The sequence below is a fragment of the Streptomyces sp. NPDC001502 genome, assembly GCF_042894785.1.
Lineage (GTDB): Bacteria > Actinomycetota > Actinomycetes > Streptomycetales > Streptomycetaceae > Streptomyces > Streptomyces kutzneri.
In genome coordinates this window covers 394,276-410,822 of the sequence record NZ_JBIAVW010000004.1, presented here as the reverse complement: position 1 = coordinate 410,822, position 16,547 = coordinate 394,276, and the positions used below count along the sequence as shown (strand labels likewise).

Sequence of the window (16,547 nt, the reverse complement as noted above, 5' to 3'; positions counted from 1 at the left end):
GGTCCCTGCATGGGCAGAGTCACGACCGCGCTGCAGGAACTGCGCGGGGCGCAGAAGTCGGCGAAGGGGGTGTCGCTCTACTCCCGGTTCGTCAACCGGCCCGCCGGGCGGTACCTGGCCGCCGGTTCGTACGCGCTGGGGCTCACCCCGAACCAGGTGACGCTGATCAGTGCCGCCTTCAGCTTCGCCGCCGTGGCCGCGGTCGCGCTGACCGCCCCCTCGTGGGGGCTGGGGATCGCGGTGTGGGCCGCCCTCGCCGTCGGTTTCGCCTTCGACTCCGCCGACGGGCAGCTCGCGCGGCTGCGCGGCGGCGGCAGCGCGGCCGGCGAATGGCTCGACCACGTCGTGGACGCGGCCAAGCTCACCGCACTGCACTCCTGCGTGCTGATCGCCTTCTACCGCTTCCCCGACGCGTACGGGACGGGCGCGGACGGCTGGCTGCTGGTGCCGCTGGGCTTCCAGTTCGCCGCGGTGGTGACCTTCTTCGGCGGGCTGCTGACGGAGAAGCTGAAGCCGAAGCCGGCCCCCGGCAGCCCGGCGGCCGCGCCGTCGACCGCGCGCGCGGTGGCCCTGCTGCCCGTGGACTACGGGGTGTTCTGCCTGGTGTTCCTGCTGCTCGGCGGCGGGAAGCTGTTCGTCTGGGCGTACACGGGACTGGGCGTGGTCGCCGCGCTGTTCCTGCTGGCGTTCCTCGCGAAGTGGTTCCGGGAGCTCAGCGCCGTTCGCCGGTGACCTGGCCCGGCGCCTGAGCCGGTTCCGCGAGCGCGTCCAGTGCCCGGCGCAGCTGGGTGCTGGACGTGTGCACGGTGTAGGGGAAGTACACGACGTCGACGCCGTGGGTGGCGAAGTCCTTCTCCAGCCGGTCGCCCTTGGGCGTGCCGCGCCAGTCGTCGCCCTTGAAGATGACGTCGAAGCGGACCTGCTTCCAGGTCTCCACCTTGTCGGGGACCGTCTCGACGAAGGCGGCGTCGACGTACTTCACGCTGCGCACGATCTCCAGCCGCTCGACGAGCGGAATCATCGGGCGGCGCCCCTTGGCGAGCTCGGCCATCTCGTCCGAGACCACTCCGGCGACCAGGTAGTCGCACTGGCTCCGGGCGTGCCGGAGGATGTTGAGATGCCCGATGTGGAACAGATCGTAGGCGCCGGGCGCATAGCCGACTCGATACGGCCTGCGCGCAGGCGCAGCAAGGTCGGACATGTCGTGCTCCGTCATCATTTACCCCCAGCAGCCACACCCCCCGGTGTAGCGGATTAGCAGACAATAGCGTGCACGTTCCGCACCACGCGGGTGAACGAATAGGGTGACGTGCGCATCATCCAGGGGAAGAGGGGACGCACGGTGTCCAGATCCGGTCAGCGGCGCATGCTGCTGGTTTCCACCAATTACGCTCCGGAGCACGCGGGGATCGGCCCGTACGCCACCCAGATCGCGGAGCACTGGGCGGATCTCGGTCACGAGACGCACGTCCTGGCGGGCATGCCGCACTACCCGGCATGGTCGCTCGAACCCGAGTACAAGGGGGCGTTCCAGCGCACGGAACAGCGCGCGGGTGTCACCGTGCACCGGCGTGCGCACACCGTGCCGCCGCGCCAGACCGCCGTGAAGCGGGCCCTTTTCGAAGGATCGATTCTGCTGCACGGCGCCGTGGCCCCGCCCCGGATGCCCAAGCCCGACGCGATCCTCGCCCAGATGCCCAGCCTGGCCGGCGGAGTGCTCGCCGCCCGGCTCGCGGCCCGGTGGAAGGTCCCGTACATCCCGGTCGTCCAGGACCTGATGGGCGCCGCCGCCGCGCAGAGCGGGATCAGCGGCGGCGACAAGGCCGCCGCGATCGCCGGCCGCGCCGAGGCCTACGCCCTCAAGCGCGCCACCCTCGTCGGCGTCATCCACGAGACCTTCGTGGACCGGGTCGTGGGCATGGGCGTGGACCCGGAGAAGATCCGCCTGGTCCCGAACTGGTCGCACGTGCCGGTGCCCACCAAGCCGCGCGGAGAGACCCGTCACCACCTCGGCTGGGCCCCCGGCGAGACCGTCGTCCTGCACTCCGGGAACATGGGCCTCAAGCAGGGCCTGGAAGTCCTCGTCGGCGCCGCCCGGCTGGATCCGAGCGTCCGGTTCGTCCTGATGGGCGACGGCAGTCAGCGGGCGGCTCTGTCCGATCTCGCGTCGGATGTGCCGAATCTGGACATCATCCCCCCTGCCGCTGACGGCGAGTTCCCGGATATCCTCGCGGCGGCGGACGTGCTCGCGGTCACGCAGCACGCCGCCGTGCTGGACATGAGCGTCCCGTCGAAGCTGACCTCGTACTTCCAGACCGGTCGGCCCGTCGTCGCCTCCGTGGCCGCGGAGGGCGGGACCGCGCAGGAAGTGGAACGCTCGGGCGCAGGGGTGCTCGTACCGCCGGAGGACCCCGAGGCCCTGCTGAAGGCCGTACGGGCCCTGGCCGAGGACCCGGAAGGCGCGGACGCACTGGGAGCGGCCGGACCCCGCCACGTGGCGGCCCATCTGAGCCGCGAAGCGGGCCTGGCCCGCATCGACGCACTGATAGACGAAGCACTTGGGGGACCCCGGCCGTGATCGAGACGAACCGCCCTGCAGCGGCACCGGCCGACGACGAACCGGATCTCCTGAGAGATCAGTTCCGGCAGCTCCTGCGCTACCGCAGGCTCATCGGCGCGGGCATCGGCATCGGTCTGCTGGGCGGCGTCTACCTCGGCATCTCCACGGCGGACACCTACGTCGCGACCGCCGACGTCGTCCTGCGCGCACCCACCGACGACCCGTTCAACCCGAGCCTCGCCCCGGACAAGGCGATCAACATCGGCTCGGAGCGCCAGGTCGCGCTCAGTTCCTCCATAGCCAACGAGGCGGCGAAGAAACTCGGCGTGGGCGCGTCCGGCTTCGCCGCCCTGCGCAGCGGTCTGCAGGTGACCAACCCGCCGCAGACCATGGTCCTGCGCTTCACGTACACGGCGGACTCCCCCAAGGAGGCCGCCAAGCGCGCCAACACGATGACCGAGGCGTACCTGCTGAAGCGGCAGGAGGCCCTCGACGCCACCCGCGACAAGATGGTCAAGGGGTACAAGGATCAGCGCGATCCGATCGCCAAGCAGCTCGACGAGCTGTCGAAGGAGATCGCCCGGATGCCGGCCGGCGCCGGACGCGACGCCGCCAGCTCCTCCAAGACCGACCTGCAGAGCGAGGTCGGCGGCTACAACACCAAGATCACCAAGCTTGAGGCCCTGGACATGACCCCGGGCCGCGTCACCAGCGCGGCGACCGCGCCCACCGCCACCGACGGCCCCGGCGTCGTCATGTCGCTCGCGCTCGGCGCGGCCGTAGGCCTCGCACTCGGCCTGCTGGCCGCCTGGGTCCGCCTCGTCTTCGACCCGGCGCCGCGCTCCGAGGGCGACGTCGCCCGGGCCCTGCGCGCCCCCGTCCTGGGCTACCTGCCCCGGGACCGGACGGGCGGCGGACCGCTGCTCGCCGCCGGCGAGGCCGATCCCCGGCTCGCCGAGGAGTACCGCTCGGTGGCCTTCCGCCTCGCCTACGACGCCCGCTTCGCCGACCGGCGCCGCCTGCTCGTCGTCGCCCCGCGCGGCAGTAGCGAGACCGCCGCCGCCGTGGCCGTGAACCTCGCCGCCTCCTTCGCGGAGACCGGTAAGGACGTCCTCCTCATCGAGGCCGACCTGCGCACCCCGGTCCTGGCCAGCCAGCTGCCGACGGACGCCGGCGGCCGGCCGCGCTGGAGCCAGACCCCGGGCAGCCCGAGCGGCGGCGGCCGCCACTCGGACACCGAGTGGCCCGACGGACGCCAGCTCGTCGTGGACGCCGGGGAGTCCGGATCCTTCGACCTCATCCCGGGCGAGCGGGCGCGCAACGTCCCGCGCTCGCTGACCTCGGCCCGCGCCACCCGGCTGATCTCCGAGGCCGACTCCCCCAACTCCACGGTCGTCGTGCTGGCTCCGCCCGTGCTCTCCTACGCCGACGCCCTGGCCCTCGTCGACCGCGTCGACGGCGTCCTGGTCGTCTGCGACCCGCGCGCGGTGCACCGCACGGACCTGTCGCGGATCCGCGAACTGATCAGCGGCGCCGGCGGCACCGTCCTCGGCGCGGTGCTGCACGCGCCGCTGCCCGGCGAGAAGCGCGGCCGCGTCAAGGACAAGACCGGCCCGGCCCCCACCGGCCCCACCGGGGGTCCCGGGACCTCCCCGAAGCCCGGGCGGCCCGTGCCGCAGCCCCAGCCGATCCCGTACGAAGTGGCCGAGCCCGAACAGCACATCCCCGGTGACGGCACCGACACCGTCGCGCTGCGCACCGTCCGCATGGGCCGCAGATGAGCCGACGCGGCCTCGCCGCCGTCGCGTCGGTCCTGGACCAGGCCGCGTCCAGCGCCACGAACATCCTGGTGCTGGTGCTGGCGGCCCGGCTGTCCTCGGCGTCCGGGTTCGCCGACTTCTCCATGGTCTACGTGACCTTCAGCGTGCTCCTCGGACTGAACATGGCCTACGTCGGCCAGAGCCTGGTTCTGGAGAAGGGTGCGGCACTCGGCGCCGAGTGCCGCTCGGCCGTGGGCTTCACCGCGGCCGCGTCGGCCGCCGTGGGCGCGCTGCTCCTGGTCGTGGGCCTCGCGCTCCCCGGGGCCACCGGAACCGCCTTCCTCGCGCTGGGCCTCGTACTGCCGCTGGTGCTCCTCCAGGACGGCCTGCGGTACTGCTTCTCCGCGCTGCGCGCCCCGCAGCGGGCGCTGGCCGCCGACGTCCTGCGGCTGGTGTGCGTGGTCGCGGCGCTGGCCCTGCAGCCCGACGGTGCCTCGGCGGGACGGCTGGTGCTCGCGTGGGGGCTCTCCGCCCTGCCGGCGCTGGGCGTGGGGCTCTGGCTGCTGCGGCCGTACGTACGCGGCGCCCGCGCCGACCTGCGGCCGTACCTGCGGCGGGGTCACCTGGGGCAGCGGTTCGTGGTCGAGTTCGCGGTGGGCAACGGCTCCAGCCAGCTCGCCGTCCTGGGCCTCGGCGTCTTCGCGACGCCGCTGGCCGTCGGCGCGCTGCGGGGTGCGACCACTCTCTTCGGGCCGCTGAACGTGCTGTTCAACTCCGCGAACGCCTTCGGTCCGCCGGTGCTCGGGCGGCTCGGCGGCAAGCGCGCCACGGTCCGGGCCACGGCCGCGCTGGGACTCCTACTGGCGGCGGTCGGAGCGGGCTGGGCCACGGCCCTGTACCTGTTGCCGGACCGGCTGGGCCGGGAACTGCTCGGCGACACCTGGGCGGGCGCGTCCGGACTGCTGCCGGCCACGGGGGCGCAGTACGCCGTGATGGGGCTCGGCACGTGCGCGCTGCTGACCCTGCGGGTGCTCGCGCCGAAGGCCACGCTGTCGTTGCAGGTGGTCTTCTCGCTGCTGTCGGTGGGACTGCTGCTGGGTGGCTACGCGGTGTGGGGCGTGGCGGGCGCCGCGTGGGGCCTGGCGGCCGGCTCGGCCCTCAAGGCCCTGGCCGCCTGGTGGCGCGTCACCCGCCTCCCGGCCGCCGCCGGCTCGCGGGAGCCCGAGCCCGTGCCGACCCCCGCCGCGGGCTGAACCGGGCTGCCGGCCCTTCGCCGCCTGACCCGCTGCGCGGGGCCGCTCCCCGCCCCGCCCTTTCGCCGTATCCCGGGCGCTGCGCGGCCCCGGCTCGGACACCGGGGAACAAGCGGCCCGCTCGTGACCGTCCGACCATTTCCGCGACCCCTGCTTTCAGGAGGAACCTGCATGCCATGGACCGAGCGCGTCGTCGTGCGCGGCGGTGTACGACTCTGCTGCCGCGACTGGGGAGGGTCGGGGCCGCCCGTCGTTCTGCTGCACGGGCTGGCCGGGCACGGGGGCGAGTGGGACGCGACAGCTCGGAGCTTGAGCACCCGCTACCGGGTCGTCGCCATGGACCAGCGAGGCCACGGGGCCAGTGAACGTCGCCCGCGAGATCTCTCCCGCGCCGCCTACGTCGCTGATGTCGTCGCCGTCGTCGATCAGCTCGACCTGCGACGGCCCGTCCTGGTGGGTCAGTCGATGGGCGGCAACACCGCCATGCTCACCGCTGCCGCTCACCCTGAACTCATCCGCGGCCTCGTACTCGTCGAGGCCGGACCTGGAGGGTCGCCTCCGGATGTCCCGGCGGAGATCGGTGGATGGCTCGACTCCTGGCCTACGCCGTTCCCCTCACGGGAAGCCGCCGTCCGGTTTCTCGGCGGAGGCCCGGTCGGCGAAGGCTGGGCCGCCGGACTGGAGGAACGCGACGGCGGATGGTGGCCCCGCTTCGACCGTGACGTGATGGTCGGCTCGCTGGCCGAGAACACCCGGCGCTCCTTCTGGGACGAGTGGGCAAAGGTTTCCTGTCCGGCCCTGGCCGTCCTGGGCCAGAACGGCATCATCCCCCCGCAGGAAGCCGACGACATGCTGCAACAGCGACCGGCGACGGTGGGCGTGAGCATCCCTGGAACGGGACACGACCTGCACCTGGAACGACCGGATGTCCTGCAGCACCTGCTCTCGGAGTTCCTCAAGGAAAACGTCGGGCTCGCCCCCTTGGGCTGAGCTGAGCCGGACACTTCGGTTCCACGGCAGGCGGGCCACGCTCGCCGCACGGTTCTACGACGAGAGGGATACCGGACCTTCGCGGCGCGGGGGTCCGGGACGCAGCCCCGGGAAGCGGTGGCGCGGTCAGCGCAGGGTCGTGGACCTGTCCGTGCGGTAGGTCGCGACCAGCGCGAGGCAGAGGGCCGCGATCGCCACCCGCCCCGACGCCTGCAGGAGCGGTCCGCGCAGCAGGATGAACGAGTAGCCCGCGACCAGCGGGACCACCACCGAGATCAGGCTCCCCGGCGGGCTCCTGCGCGTGGCCCGTTTCGCATAGCGCCGGTCGACGCGGGCCGAGGCGTACCCCATGCCCAGCAGCCCCGCCCCCATGCCCAGCGGCCCGAAGTCCAGCCACAGCTCCGCCCAGATCGGGGAGGAGAGGTTGGTGTTGACCGTGCCCATCCACTGGCCGACCATCACGCCCGTGTCCCGCGGCTTGCCGGGCCACACCGCGCGCGGCACCGCGAAGAAGACCGATCCCGCGAGCTGGCGGCCGTAGAAGTGGCCGGGGCCGGAGTTCGAGAAGGTGATGGTGTTGGCGAACATGCCGATCTGGTCGTAGTCCTTGAGGGCCATGGGCTCCAGGAAGGACGTGGTCTCGACCGGCCGGTAGTTCTTCTCGTCGTAGCGGAAGCGGTCCGCGAACGGGAAGACCAGGAGCGCGACGACCACCGCCATCGACAGCGCCACCCGGTACATCGCCGCGCTCACCGGGAAGACGGTGAACAGCAGCGCGAACATGACCGTCAGGAACCAGTACCGGGGGTTCGAGATCGGGTTGTTGACGATCAGGTTGAGGCCGGCGAGCGCCGCCCACGTGACGATGACCGACACCTTGCGGCGGGCGAACTTCGAGGTGATCAGCCAGCGGGTGTACAGGAGCAGCGCGAGCAGTGCCGGTACGGTGCCGAAGCCGCGCAGCAGGGCCTGGCCCGCCTGGCCGTCGCCGTTGGAGACGCCCGCCTCCTCGATGCCGGCGATGATCTCCTGGCGGCTGGAGAAGAAGACCGCCGGGCCGCCCAGCTTCATGATGAAGACGGCGCTGCAGAGGAACGACAGGATCGTCAGGAGCTGGAGCCGGCGCCGGTGCGCCATGACGGGCTTCGACTCCTTCTGGGAGCCGCCCGCGCGCCCGGCCGGCCGGTGCCGGGCCAGCAGCACGCCGACGTCGAAGGCCGTGCAGCCGAGCAGTACGAGCCCGATGGCGATGGTGAGGTCGGAGCGCGGGCCGACGACCGGCGTGGGGACCTGGCCGAGGACGGCCTGCGCGAGCGGGGCCACGCCCATGGCCATGTAGACGAAGAGCCAGAAGGAGCCCTGCAGCAGCTTGCGGCGGCTGGTGAGCACCATCGCCGAGAGCCGCGCGCCCGCGTACATGGTGAGCAGCAGCTGGAGCCAGAAGGCCGCGTCGCGGGCGCCGGCGCCCGTCTGGACGGCGACGAACAGCGGCAGGAAGACGGTGAATCCGAGCGCGAGCGGGACGGACAGCGCGCGCGAGAGGAGCGTGCGCGGGAGGGTGGCCCGGCCCCACAGGCTCTCGTCCTCGAAGGGGGACGCGACGGGCCGCTTCGGCGGCGTTGCGGAGGGCTTGCGTATGTCCGTCGTCACTGCCGCCCCCACCCGATGTGCCTGGTCCGCGGGCAGTCTAGTCTGAGCGGGCCACGCCCGGGGAGGCGGCGGCGCGGGGCTCCCCCCGGACGGAGTCCGGGGGAGCGGATGGGGGCGACAGTTGCGGGATCTTCCTTCCTTCACGCTGGCCGGGTACGACAAGGGCCGCGGGCTGCTGACGCAGGCGCTCTGGTTCGCGGTGATGAACACGCTGTTCATGAGCTGGTTCTGTCCGGCGCGGGTGCGGGTGGCGCTGCTGCGGGCCTTCGGGGCGAAGATCGGCGAGGGCGTTCTCATCCGGCACCGGGTGCGGGTGCTGTGGCCGTGGAAGCTCGACATCGGGGACCACACCTGGATAGGTGAGGGAGCCTGGCTGCTGAACCTGGAGCCGGTGACCATCGGGGCGAACGTGTGCGTCTCGCAGGAAGCCATGCTGTGCACCGGTTCGCACGACCACCGGGCCGCCGACTTCCGCTACCGCAACGCCCCGATCGTGGTCGAGGACGGCGCGTGGGTGGCGGTACGGGCGACCGTGCTCGCCGGGGTCACGGTGGGCCGCTGCGCGGTCGCGGGCGCCGGTTCGGTGGTCCACAAGAACCTTCCCGCACTGACCCTGCAGACCCAGGACGGGCACCGCCGCCCGGTGGAGGAGCCCAAGTGAGTGCCGCGATGAGAGTCCTGCACGCCGTCACCCTGCACTCCCCCTCGCACGCCTTCGGCGGACCGGTGCGGGTCGCGCTGAACCTCGCGAAGGGGCTGCAGGACCGCGGCCACCAGGCGCGGCTGCTCGCGCTCGGCGAGGGCTTCGACCCGTGGCCGACGTCCGTGGAGGGCGTTCCGGCGCGGCTGTTCCCGGCCCGCCGGCTGCTCCCCCTCGGCTTCAGCGGGATGACCTCGCCCGCCCTGCTGGCCTCGGCCGGCCGGCTGGTGCGGGACGCCGATGTCGTACACGTCCACCTGGCCCGGGACCTGGTGACGCTGCCGGTCGCCCTGGCGGCGCTGCGGGCGGGGAAGCCGCTCGTGCTGCAGACCCACGGCATGGTGGACCCGAGCGGGAAGCTGCTGGCCAAGGTGCTGGACGCGGTGGCGGTACGCCGGCTGCTGCGCGGCGCGGACGCGGTGCTGTACCTGACCCCGCACGAGCGGGAGGGGCTGGACGCGGTGGTCGGCGCGCCGCCCTTGGCGCAGGCGGTCCGCCTGGTCAACGGGACCCCGGCGCAGGAGGAACGGCCCCCGCTGAGCGGCCCGCCGCGCATCCTGTACTCGGCGCGCCTGCAGGCCCGTAAGCGGCCGGTGGACTTCGTGGACGCGGCCCCGGCGGTCCTCGCCGCCCACCCGGACGCGCACTTCGTGGTCGCGGGCCCGGACGAGGGCGAACTGGCCGCCGTACGGGCCCGGATCGGGGCACTGGGCCTCACCGACCGGTTCACGGTCCCGGGGGCCCTCTCCAGCGCGGAGGTCCTCGCCGAACTGCGCCGCGCCCACGTCTATGTACTGCCGTCGGTGGACGAACCGTTCCCCATGTCCGTGCTGGAAGCCCTCTCCGTGGGCGTCCCCACGGTCGTGACCCACTCCAACGGCCTGGCCCGCGACATCGCCCGCACCGGCGCCGGCCACGCGGTCGACCCCGGCCCGGCAGGCGTCTCCACCGCCGTCCTGAACCTCCTGGACGCGACGGCCAACCACGAGGCCTCCCTGTCCGCCCGCAAGCTGGCCGCGGAGTCCTTCTCCATGGACGCCGTCCTCGACACCCTCCTCCCGGTCTACGAAGGCATCCGCGGCGTCAGATGACGTCCCGGCGGTGGTCGTCCACCACCGGGATCGCGCCGCCCGTGGTGCGGCGGCGTTTGTAGATGCTCGTGTACACGGCGAGGCCGATTCCGCCGACCGCCATCATGATCAGGCCGACCAGGTCGAGGTTCACGCTCTCCAGCTCCCAGTCACTGGCGAAGGTGAGGATGGCACCCACCACGATCAGGACGATGCATCCGCCGATGCCCATGGATCCGCCTTCCGCTGTCGGGACTGTGACCGCGCGGGTACCCGGGATCCGGGTACGAAAACGCCCCCGGGGGCCGGGAGTCCGGTCCTCGGGGGCGTTGGCGGTCGGCTACGCGGGGATCCAGGCGTAGCAGCCCGTGGAGTTGAACTCCGCCGTGCCGGCCGGGATCGTCGCCGTGATCTTGTCGCCCGCCTTGGGCGGGGTCTCGGGACCCGAGGCGAGGGTGGCGCCGTCCTTGCCCTTGGCTTCCCAGGTGCAGTTCGTGGCCTGGGTGAGCGCCCGGTAGCTGCCGGCCGCGGGCGAGGTCCGGGGGCCTTCGGGGAAGCCCTTCTCCGCCGCGGCGAGGATCGGCTTCTGGTCCGGGCACAGGAGGGTGATCGCGTCCTTGGCGCCCGGGATCTCGCCGGTGATGACGGCTCCGGTCGCCGCGTCCTTGTCGTGCTTCGCGGTGCGCTGCACCCGCTGGCAGGCGTCCTGGCCGCCCTGCAGCACGGACGCCGGGTCCACCTTGTCGGGGACCCGCCCGCTCAGGTACTTCTTCTCCTCCGCCGTGAAGCTGCCCGTCTTCGGGGTGATCTTCGCGTCCGGCAGGACGGGGCCGGTCGGCTTCGCGTTCGGGTCGGTCGACGGCTGCGGAGCGTCCGCCGGGTCGGGGGCCGACGACGAGGCCGGGGGCTTCGGCTTGGCGCCGGAGTCGGCCTTGTCCCCGCCCGAACTGCAGGCGGTCAGCGTCAGGGCGGCGGCCAGCAGGACAGCAGCCGCTGCGGAGCGTCGGTACATCGGATGGCTCCCGTACTCAAGGGGGTGTGCAGCGGGGCCCGGCCACAGAGAGCCGGACCCCGCACGCCGTCAGGCGGTTGTTTCGGTTGTCGTCGCTTACTTCGCGCCGAAGGTGAGGACCAGCTGCGGAGTACCCTCCGCCGCCGTGGCCTCGGAGGACCAGATCCACAGCGGGTCGGTGCCCGTGCTCGTCAGGCCCAGGCCGTAACTGGTGCCCAGCGCCGCGGAGACCGTGGCGGTGTCCAGCTCCACGTTGTGCACCGCGGAGCCCTCCGGCACGCCCGCGATGCTGCCGAGCGGGGTGGTGCCGAGGGTGGGCTTGGTGTTGAAGGTGGTACCCGCGCCGGTCCAGTTGCCGGTGACCGGGAGCACCTTCACGGTGTCGGCGGTGCCGGAGTTCGCCTGCGTGCTGGTCTTGATCTGCAGCGAGGCGGACTTCAGGACCTGGCCCGCCGGGGCGGCCGGCAGGTTGAAGCGCATGTACGTCTCGTACAGCGAGCCGCTGCCGCGCACCGCGAGCGAGGTGGACGTGCCGTAGGCGGTGCTCGGGGCGCCCTGGTTGATGTAGGTGTCCTCGGTCGTCTTGACCGCGGAGACCGTGTCGGTGGGCGCCTTGGCCAGGTCGAAGTGGCTCTTGACCTGGGCCTGGGTGAGCGCCGACGGGTAGACGGCGGTCTCGTCGAGCTGACCCGCGAAGAAGTTGCTCGTCGGGCGGGTCGGCCAGTTGGCGAGGTTGTCGCCGCCGACGTGCCAGTAGCCCGCGATGTTGCTGTTGCTCGTGGCGTTCAGGGAGCCCTTGTTCTGGCCGTCGACGTACAGCGTGATGCCGCCGGGGCCCTGGGTGCCGACCACGTGGTGCCACTGGTTGTCGTTGTACGTCTCGAACAGGCCCGTGGAGACGGTGCGGGTCGAGCCGTTGTAGACGCCGAAGACCAGGCGACCGGTGTTGGTCATGTACAGCTGGCGGTCGTACGTGCCGCTGTTGCGCGCGGTGTTGTTGCCGAAGCCGATGAGCTTGCCGCCGCGCGTGGTGTTCGTCTTGAACCAGGTCTCGATGGTGAACGTGTTGCCGACCGTCTGACGGCGGTCGCTGTACACCTGCTGGCTGGTCCCGTTGAAGCCCATCGCCGTGCTGCCGGAGACGGCGCCGGGCGCCTGCTTCAGGGCGGGGGCGTTGAGCTGGACGCCGCTGCGGTTGCCGGACACCGAGGAGTCGGCGACGTAGGGGCTGACCGCGTCGTCGTAGCGCCAGTAGAGGTCGGCGCCGTCGGTGCGGACCTGGTTGGGGTAGGACTGGACCGAGGTCGGGACGGTCACCGAGGCGACGGCCGACAGGGCGCTGGTGTTGCCGGCGGCGTCGGTCGCGGTCACCCGGTAGGTGTAGCTCTGGCCGGCCTTGACCGTGGCGTCGTTCCAGGAGGCCTGGGGGCGCTCCCACTCCAGCGAGCTGGCGGTGACGGTGGCGGCCGGGGTGGCGGAGCCGTTGCGGTAGATGCGGTACGTCAGCTTGCTGTCGTCCGCGTCGTAGCTGGTGCGCCAGCGGACCTGGACCTCGCCGGGCTTGACGCTGGAGGCGCTGGCCACCGGGGTGGTCGGGGCGCCGACGTCACCGGTGGAGGCGAAGCGGGTCAGGCCCCACTGCGGCTTGCCGTTGATGAGGGTGAACTCACCGCCGACCCACATGTACTTGACGTTGTTCTTCTCGGCCACGGCCATGACGCGCGGGCCGATGCCCTCGGTGCCGTCCATGCCGTCGTTGGCCGTGGGGTGCCAGCCCAGCTTGCCGGGTCCGCGCACGAAGCCATCCACGGGCGCGGGGGCGGCGCCTTCGTGGTTGGTCGGCTGGGCCAGCAGGAAGTTGCGCTTGCCGTCGGGGAACTCCAGCTCGGTGGAGCAGTCGTGCCCGTGCGAGGAGCTGTAGAGCACTCCCTCGTACGGCAGGACGAACTGGGTGGCGCCGAGGCAGCGGTCGCGCCACTTCTCGGTGAAGTCGCTCAGGCGCAGGCCGATGCGGCCGTCGAAGACGCCGCCGCCGGAGCCCTCGTGACCCGTGTAGAAGCCGGTGTCGTCGGTGGAGATGTCCTTGACGACCGAGTTCGACGGGATGTTGCCGTACGTCTTGGTGACCGCGCCCGTGGTGGCGTTGACCACGGCGAGGGCGTGGCTGTTGGAGCCGTTGACGGTGAAGAAGTCGCCGCCGAGGAGCACGTTCTTGCCGTCGGGGGTGACCTCGACGGCGCGGCCCGGCTCGTCGACGTTGGCGACGAAGGGCTTCAGCGCACCGGAGGAGGCGTCCACGGCGGCGAACCGCTCGCGGGTCTGGCCCTCGACGGTGGTGAAGTCGCCACCCGCGTACAGGGTGTCGTCGGTGACGGCGAGCGCGCGCACGGTGGCGGGGAAGCTCGGGTGGAACGATGCCTTGGGGGTGCAGCTCGCGATGTCGATCGCGGCGAGGCTGGAGACCGGGGTGCCGTTGACGGCGCCGAAGGACCCGCCCGCGTAGAGGGTCTTCTTGTCCTTCGAGACGACCAGCGTACGAACGGTCGCGGTGCCTTCGCCGATGGTGAAGGCCAGCTTGCAGGAGGTGGGATTGCCGGTCGCGGCGTCGAGCGCCACGAAGTTCACGGCATTCTGCTCCGCGCCGGCCACGCCCTCGGGCGGGCGGACGGCCGAGAAGGTACCGCCGGCGAAGACGGTGCCGTTGGCCTGGGCCATCGCCCAGACGACGCCGTTCGTCTGCCAGGTCGGCAGTTCGTCGGCGGTGAATGCCACCGGCGCCGTGATGGCGGACGCCTGAGGCATCAGCACCAGGCCTATGCCGGTGCCCGCACCGGCCAGTGACAGGACGAGGGCGGCAGTCAGCCCTCTGGATCTACGCATGAGCCCCCCAGGGCGATTGCCCGGTTTGATGGCTGGAACTATCCGAACAGCCATATGTACTGGCGCAGACTAGGGCTCACTTGAAGGCCCGGTCACCTCTCTTGACCCATTGCATACCAACTTGGAATCAACAGGTTCAGCATGGAGGGTGCACAAGGGACATACGGCAGGTTTACCCCGGCCATACCCCTGCAGAGCTGCGGAGCATGGCCGGAAAACGGCAAACCGTAGGGGAAATATAAGGCCTCAGCGGTCGATGCGGACCGTCACGCCCGCCAGTTGGTCCTCGACCTGACGGATATCGGCGTCGACCATGATCTGCGCCAGTTCCGCCACCAGGACCGTCGGCTTCCAGCCAAGCAGGTCATGGGCCTTGGACGCGTCGCCGATGAGGGCGTCGACCTCGCTCGGGCGCTCGTACTTGGGGTCGTAGCGCACGTGGTCGGTCCAGTCGAGACCGGCGTGCGTGAAGGAGGACTCGACGAACTCGCGGACGGTCGCGGCCACCCCGGTGGCGACGACGTAGTCGGTGGGCTCGTCCTGCTGGAGCATCCGCCACATGGCGTCCACGTACTCGGGGGCGTAGCCCCAGTCGCGGACCGCGTCGAGGTTGCCGAGGTAGAGGTGGTCCTGGAGTCCGGCCTTGATACGGGCCACCGCGCGGGTGATCTTGCGGGTCACGAAGGTCTCGCCGCGGCGCGGGGACTCGTGGTTGAAGAGGATCCCGTTGACGGCGAACATGTCGTACGCCTCGCGGTAGTTCACCGTGGTCCAGTACGCGAAGACCTTCGCGGCGCCGTACGGGCTGCGCGGGTGGAACGGCGTGGCCTCGTTCTGCGGGGGCGGGGTGGCGCCGAACATCTCGGAGGACGAGGCCTGGTAGATGCGGGTGTCGACACCGCTGGCCCGGATCGCCTCCAGCAGCCGCAGCGCGCCGAGGCCGGTCACGTCGCCCGTGTAGAGCGGGGCGTCGAAGGAGACGCGGACATGGGACTGGGCGCCGAGGTTGTAGACCTCGTCGGGGCGTATGTCGCGGAGCAGGTTCACGAGGGCGACGCCGTCGGAGAGGTCGGCGTGGTGCAGGACGAAGGACCGGTTGGCGGTCTGCGGGTCCTGGTAGATGTGGTCGACGCGCTCCGTGTTGAAGCTGGAGGACCGCCGCACGAGCCCGTGCACCGTGTAGCCCTTGGAGAGCAGGAGCTCGGCGAGGTACGAGCCGTCCTGTCCAGTGACTCCGGTGATCAGTGCGGTCTTGCCCATGGGGTCCCCTTGCTGGTGGTTTCTGTCGGTCGTGGTGAGGCTGTGCCTCGGGGTGGGTGCGGAGCCGGGCCCTGCGGGGCGGCACGCCGAAGGGTCGGGTCGCGGCCAGGGGGCTGGATGCGTACCGTACACGGCCGCCCCGGACGCCCCCTGCGGGGCGCCCGCCGTCTCGTGGTCCTGACGCCGCCCGGCACGCCCCCGGTTCCGGAGCCGGCCGAGATCCCGAACGGCCCGACGGCCGGGTGCCGGCTGTCGGCCACCGCCGGCACCGTCAGGTCCGCCGGATGCGGGTCGACGACCGATGCCGGGCCGCCGCCCACGGCCGGGCCCGGGCAGCGGGGCACGGCCGGGCGCGAGCCGTCGCCCTGGACCGTGAGGTCCGCCGCGGCCGGGGCCGCGCCGGCGGCGCGGGCTCGGGCCGTGGACCACTGCCGCCCCCGCCGGAGCGGACTGGCATCATCGGCGGTATGACAAGTTCGCTGCCGCTCCTGCCCCCGAACGCCCGTGTCTTCGTCGCGGGTCACCGCGGCCTCGTGGGGTCCGCGGTCGCCCGGCGGCTCACCGCCGACGGCCATGAGGTGCTCACCCGGGGCCGCGCCGACCTCGACCTGCGCGACGCCGCCGCGACCGCCGCGTACCTGAAGGACGTCCGCCCGGACGCCGTGGTGCTGGCCGCCGCCAAGGTCGGCGGGATCATGGCCAACAGCACGTACCCGGTGCAGTTCCTGGAGGAGAACCTGCAGATCCAGCTCAGCGTGATCGGCGGCGCGCACGCCGCCGGCGTGGGCCGGCTGCTGTTCCTGGGATCGTCCTGCATCTACCCGAAGCTGGCCCCGCAGCCGATCCGCGAGGACGCCCTGCTGACCGGCCCGCTGGAGCCGACGAACGAGGCCTACGCCCTCGCGAAGATCGCCGGGATCGTCCAGGTCCAGTCGTACCGCAAGCAGTACGGGGCCTCGTACATCTCGGCCATGCCGACGAACCTCTACGGTCCGGGCGACAACTTCGACCTGGAGACCTCGCACGTCCTGCCGGCCCTCGTCCGGCGCTTCCACGAGGCCGCCGCCGAGGGCCGTGACGAGGTCACGCTGTGGGGCTCGGGCACCCCGCGCCGGGAGTTCCTGCACGTGGACGACCTGGCCGCGGCCTGCGCCGTGCTGCTGAACGGCTACGACGGCGACGAGCCCGTCAACATCGGCTGCGGCGAGGACCTGACCATCAAGGAGCTGGCCGAGACGGTCGCCGAGGTGACCGGCTTCCGCGGCCGGCTCGCCTGGGACACGTCCAAGCCGGACGGGACCCCGCGCAAGCTGCTGGACGTGAGCCGCCTGACGTCGCTCGGCTGGAAGCCCGCCGTCCCGCTGCGGGACGGCATCGCCGCCACGTACAAGTGGTGGCGCGAGCAGAGCTGA

At 72.0% G+C, this 16,547-nt stretch carries 14 protein-coding genes; 8 read left to right on the top strand and 6 right to left on the bottom strand.

The genetic code is table 11. The annotated features are described in order from the left end of the window. The first annotated feature begins 9 nt into the window (after positions 1 to 9). The gene (locus tag ACFY0D_RS09095; RefSeq protein WP_390797677.1) at positions 10 to 732 is read left to right on the top strand and encodes a CDP-alcohol phosphatidyltransferase family protein; all 723 of its coding nucleotides are present in this window, start codon (positions 10 to 12) and stop codon (positions 730 to 732) included. Here the strand turns inward: ACFY0D_RS09095 and ACFY0D_RS09090 are convergent. Continuing rightward, on the bottom strand, positions 713 to 1,216 hold the full coding sequence (locus ACFY0D_RS09090) for an adenylyltransferase/cytidyltransferase family protein (protein WP_390797676.1): 504 nt from the start codon (positions 1,214 to 1,216) through the stop codon (positions 713 to 715). The genes ACFY0D_RS09095 and ACFY0D_RS09090 overlap by 20 nt on opposite strands. 150 nt (positions 1,217 to 1,366) lie before the next feature. Here ACFY0D_RS09090 and ACFY0D_RS09085 point away from each other — a divergent pair, with 150 nt between their 5' ends. From ACFY0D_RS09085 to ACFY0D_RS09070, 4 genes are all read left to right on the top strand, one after another. After that, the gene (locus tag ACFY0D_RS09085) at positions 1,367 to 2,578 is read left to right on the top strand and encodes a glycosyltransferase (protein WP_390797766.1); all 1,212 of its coding nucleotides are present in this window, start codon (positions 1,367 to 1,369) and stop codon (positions 2,576 to 2,578) included. Next, positions 2,575 to 4,341 carry a lipopolysaccharide biosynthesis protein gene (locus tag ACFY0D_RS09080; RefSeq protein WP_390797675.1) on the top strand — a complete coding sequence of 589 codons (1,767 nt, stop codon included), beginning with the start codon at positions 2,575 to 2,577 and terminating at the stop codon, positions 4,339 to 4,341. The genes ACFY0D_RS09085 and ACFY0D_RS09080 overlap by 4 nt, the downstream gene beginning before the upstream one ends. Continuing rightward, positions 4,338 to 5,573 carry a hypothetical protein gene (locus ACFY0D_RS09075; protein ID WP_390797674.1) on the top strand — a complete coding sequence of 412 codons (1,236 nt, stop codon included), beginning with the start codon at positions 4,338 to 4,340 and terminating at the stop codon, positions 5,571 to 5,573. The genes ACFY0D_RS09080 and ACFY0D_RS09075 overlap by 4 nt, the downstream gene beginning before the upstream one ends. A 171-nt stretch (positions 5,574 to 5,744) precedes the next feature. Then, positions 5,745 to 6,563, top strand: a complete 819-nt coding sequence (locus ACFY0D_RS09070; RefSeq protein ID WP_390797673.1) for an alpha/beta fold hydrolase — start codon at positions 5,745 to 5,747, stop codon at positions 6,561 to 6,563. A 126-nt stretch (positions 6,564 to 6,689) separates the two neighbouring features. On the opposite strand, the gene ACFY0D_RS09065 is transcribed toward ACFY0D_RS09070, so the two are convergent. Next, positions 6,690 to 8,213: a hypothetical protein gene (locus ACFY0D_RS09065; protein ID WP_390797672.1), complete on the bottom strand. Its 1,524-nt coding sequence runs from the start codon at positions 8,211 to 8,213 to the stop codon at positions 6,690 to 6,692. A 121-nt stretch (positions 8,214 to 8,334) separates the two neighbouring features. On the opposite strand from ACFY0D_RS09065, the gene ACFY0D_RS09060 reads away from it, so the two are divergent. Then, positions 8,335 to 8,874, top strand: coding sequence for a WcaF family extracellular polysaccharide biosynthesis acetyltransferase (locus tag ACFY0D_RS09060; RefSeq protein WP_390797671.1), 540 nt, complete (start codon positions 8,335 to 8,337; stop codon positions 8,872 to 8,874). An 8-nt stretch (positions 8,875 to 8,882) separates the two neighbouring features. Further along, positions 8,883 to 10,004: a glycosyltransferase gene (locus ACFY0D_RS09055; RefSeq protein WP_390797765.1), complete on the top strand. Its 1,122-nt coding sequence runs from the start codon at positions 8,883 to 8,885 to the stop codon at positions 10,002 to 10,004. Here the strand turns inward: ACFY0D_RS09055 and ACFY0D_RS09050 are convergent. The 4 genes from ACFY0D_RS09050 to gmd all read right to left on the bottom strand — a co-directional run bounded on the left by ACFY0D_RS09050 (position 9,997) and on the right by gmd (position 15,135). Further along, positions 9,997 to 10,215, bottom strand: a complete 219-nt coding sequence (locus ACFY0D_RS09050) for a DUF6458 family protein (protein WP_301366384.1) — start codon at positions 10,213 to 10,215, stop codon at positions 9,997 to 9,999. The two genes, ACFY0D_RS09055 and ACFY0D_RS09050, sit on opposite strands and share 8 nt — an antisense overlap. A gap of 108 nt (positions 10,216 to 10,323) precedes the next feature. Continuing rightward, positions 10,324 to 10,995: a hypothetical protein gene (locus tag ACFY0D_RS09045; RefSeq protein WP_390797670.1), complete on the bottom strand. Its 672-nt coding sequence runs from the start codon at positions 10,993 to 10,995 to the stop codon at positions 10,324 to 10,326. Between the two features lie 96 nt (positions 10,996 to 11,091). Next, positions 11,092 to 13,875 (bottom strand): DNRLRE domain-containing protein, encoded by a 2,784-nt coding sequence (locus ACFY0D_RS09040; protein ID WP_390797669.1) that lies wholly within the window; start codon positions 13,873 to 13,875, stop codon positions 11,092 to 11,094. Positions 13,876 to 14,121: 246 nt separating this feature from the next. After that, entirely contained in the window at positions 14,122 to 15,135 is a 1,014-nt protein-coding gene (gmd, locus tag ACFY0D_RS09035; protein WP_189742990.1) for a GDP-mannose 4,6-dehydratase, read from the bottom strand. Between the two features lie 467 nt (positions 15,136 to 15,602). Between gmd and ACFY0D_RS09030 the strand changes: the two genes are divergently transcribed. Next, positions 15,603 to 16,547: a GDP-L-fucose synthase family protein gene (locus ACFY0D_RS09030; RefSeq protein WP_390797668.1), complete on the top strand. Its 945-nt coding sequence runs from the start codon at positions 15,603 to 15,605 to the stop codon at positions 16,545 to 16,547.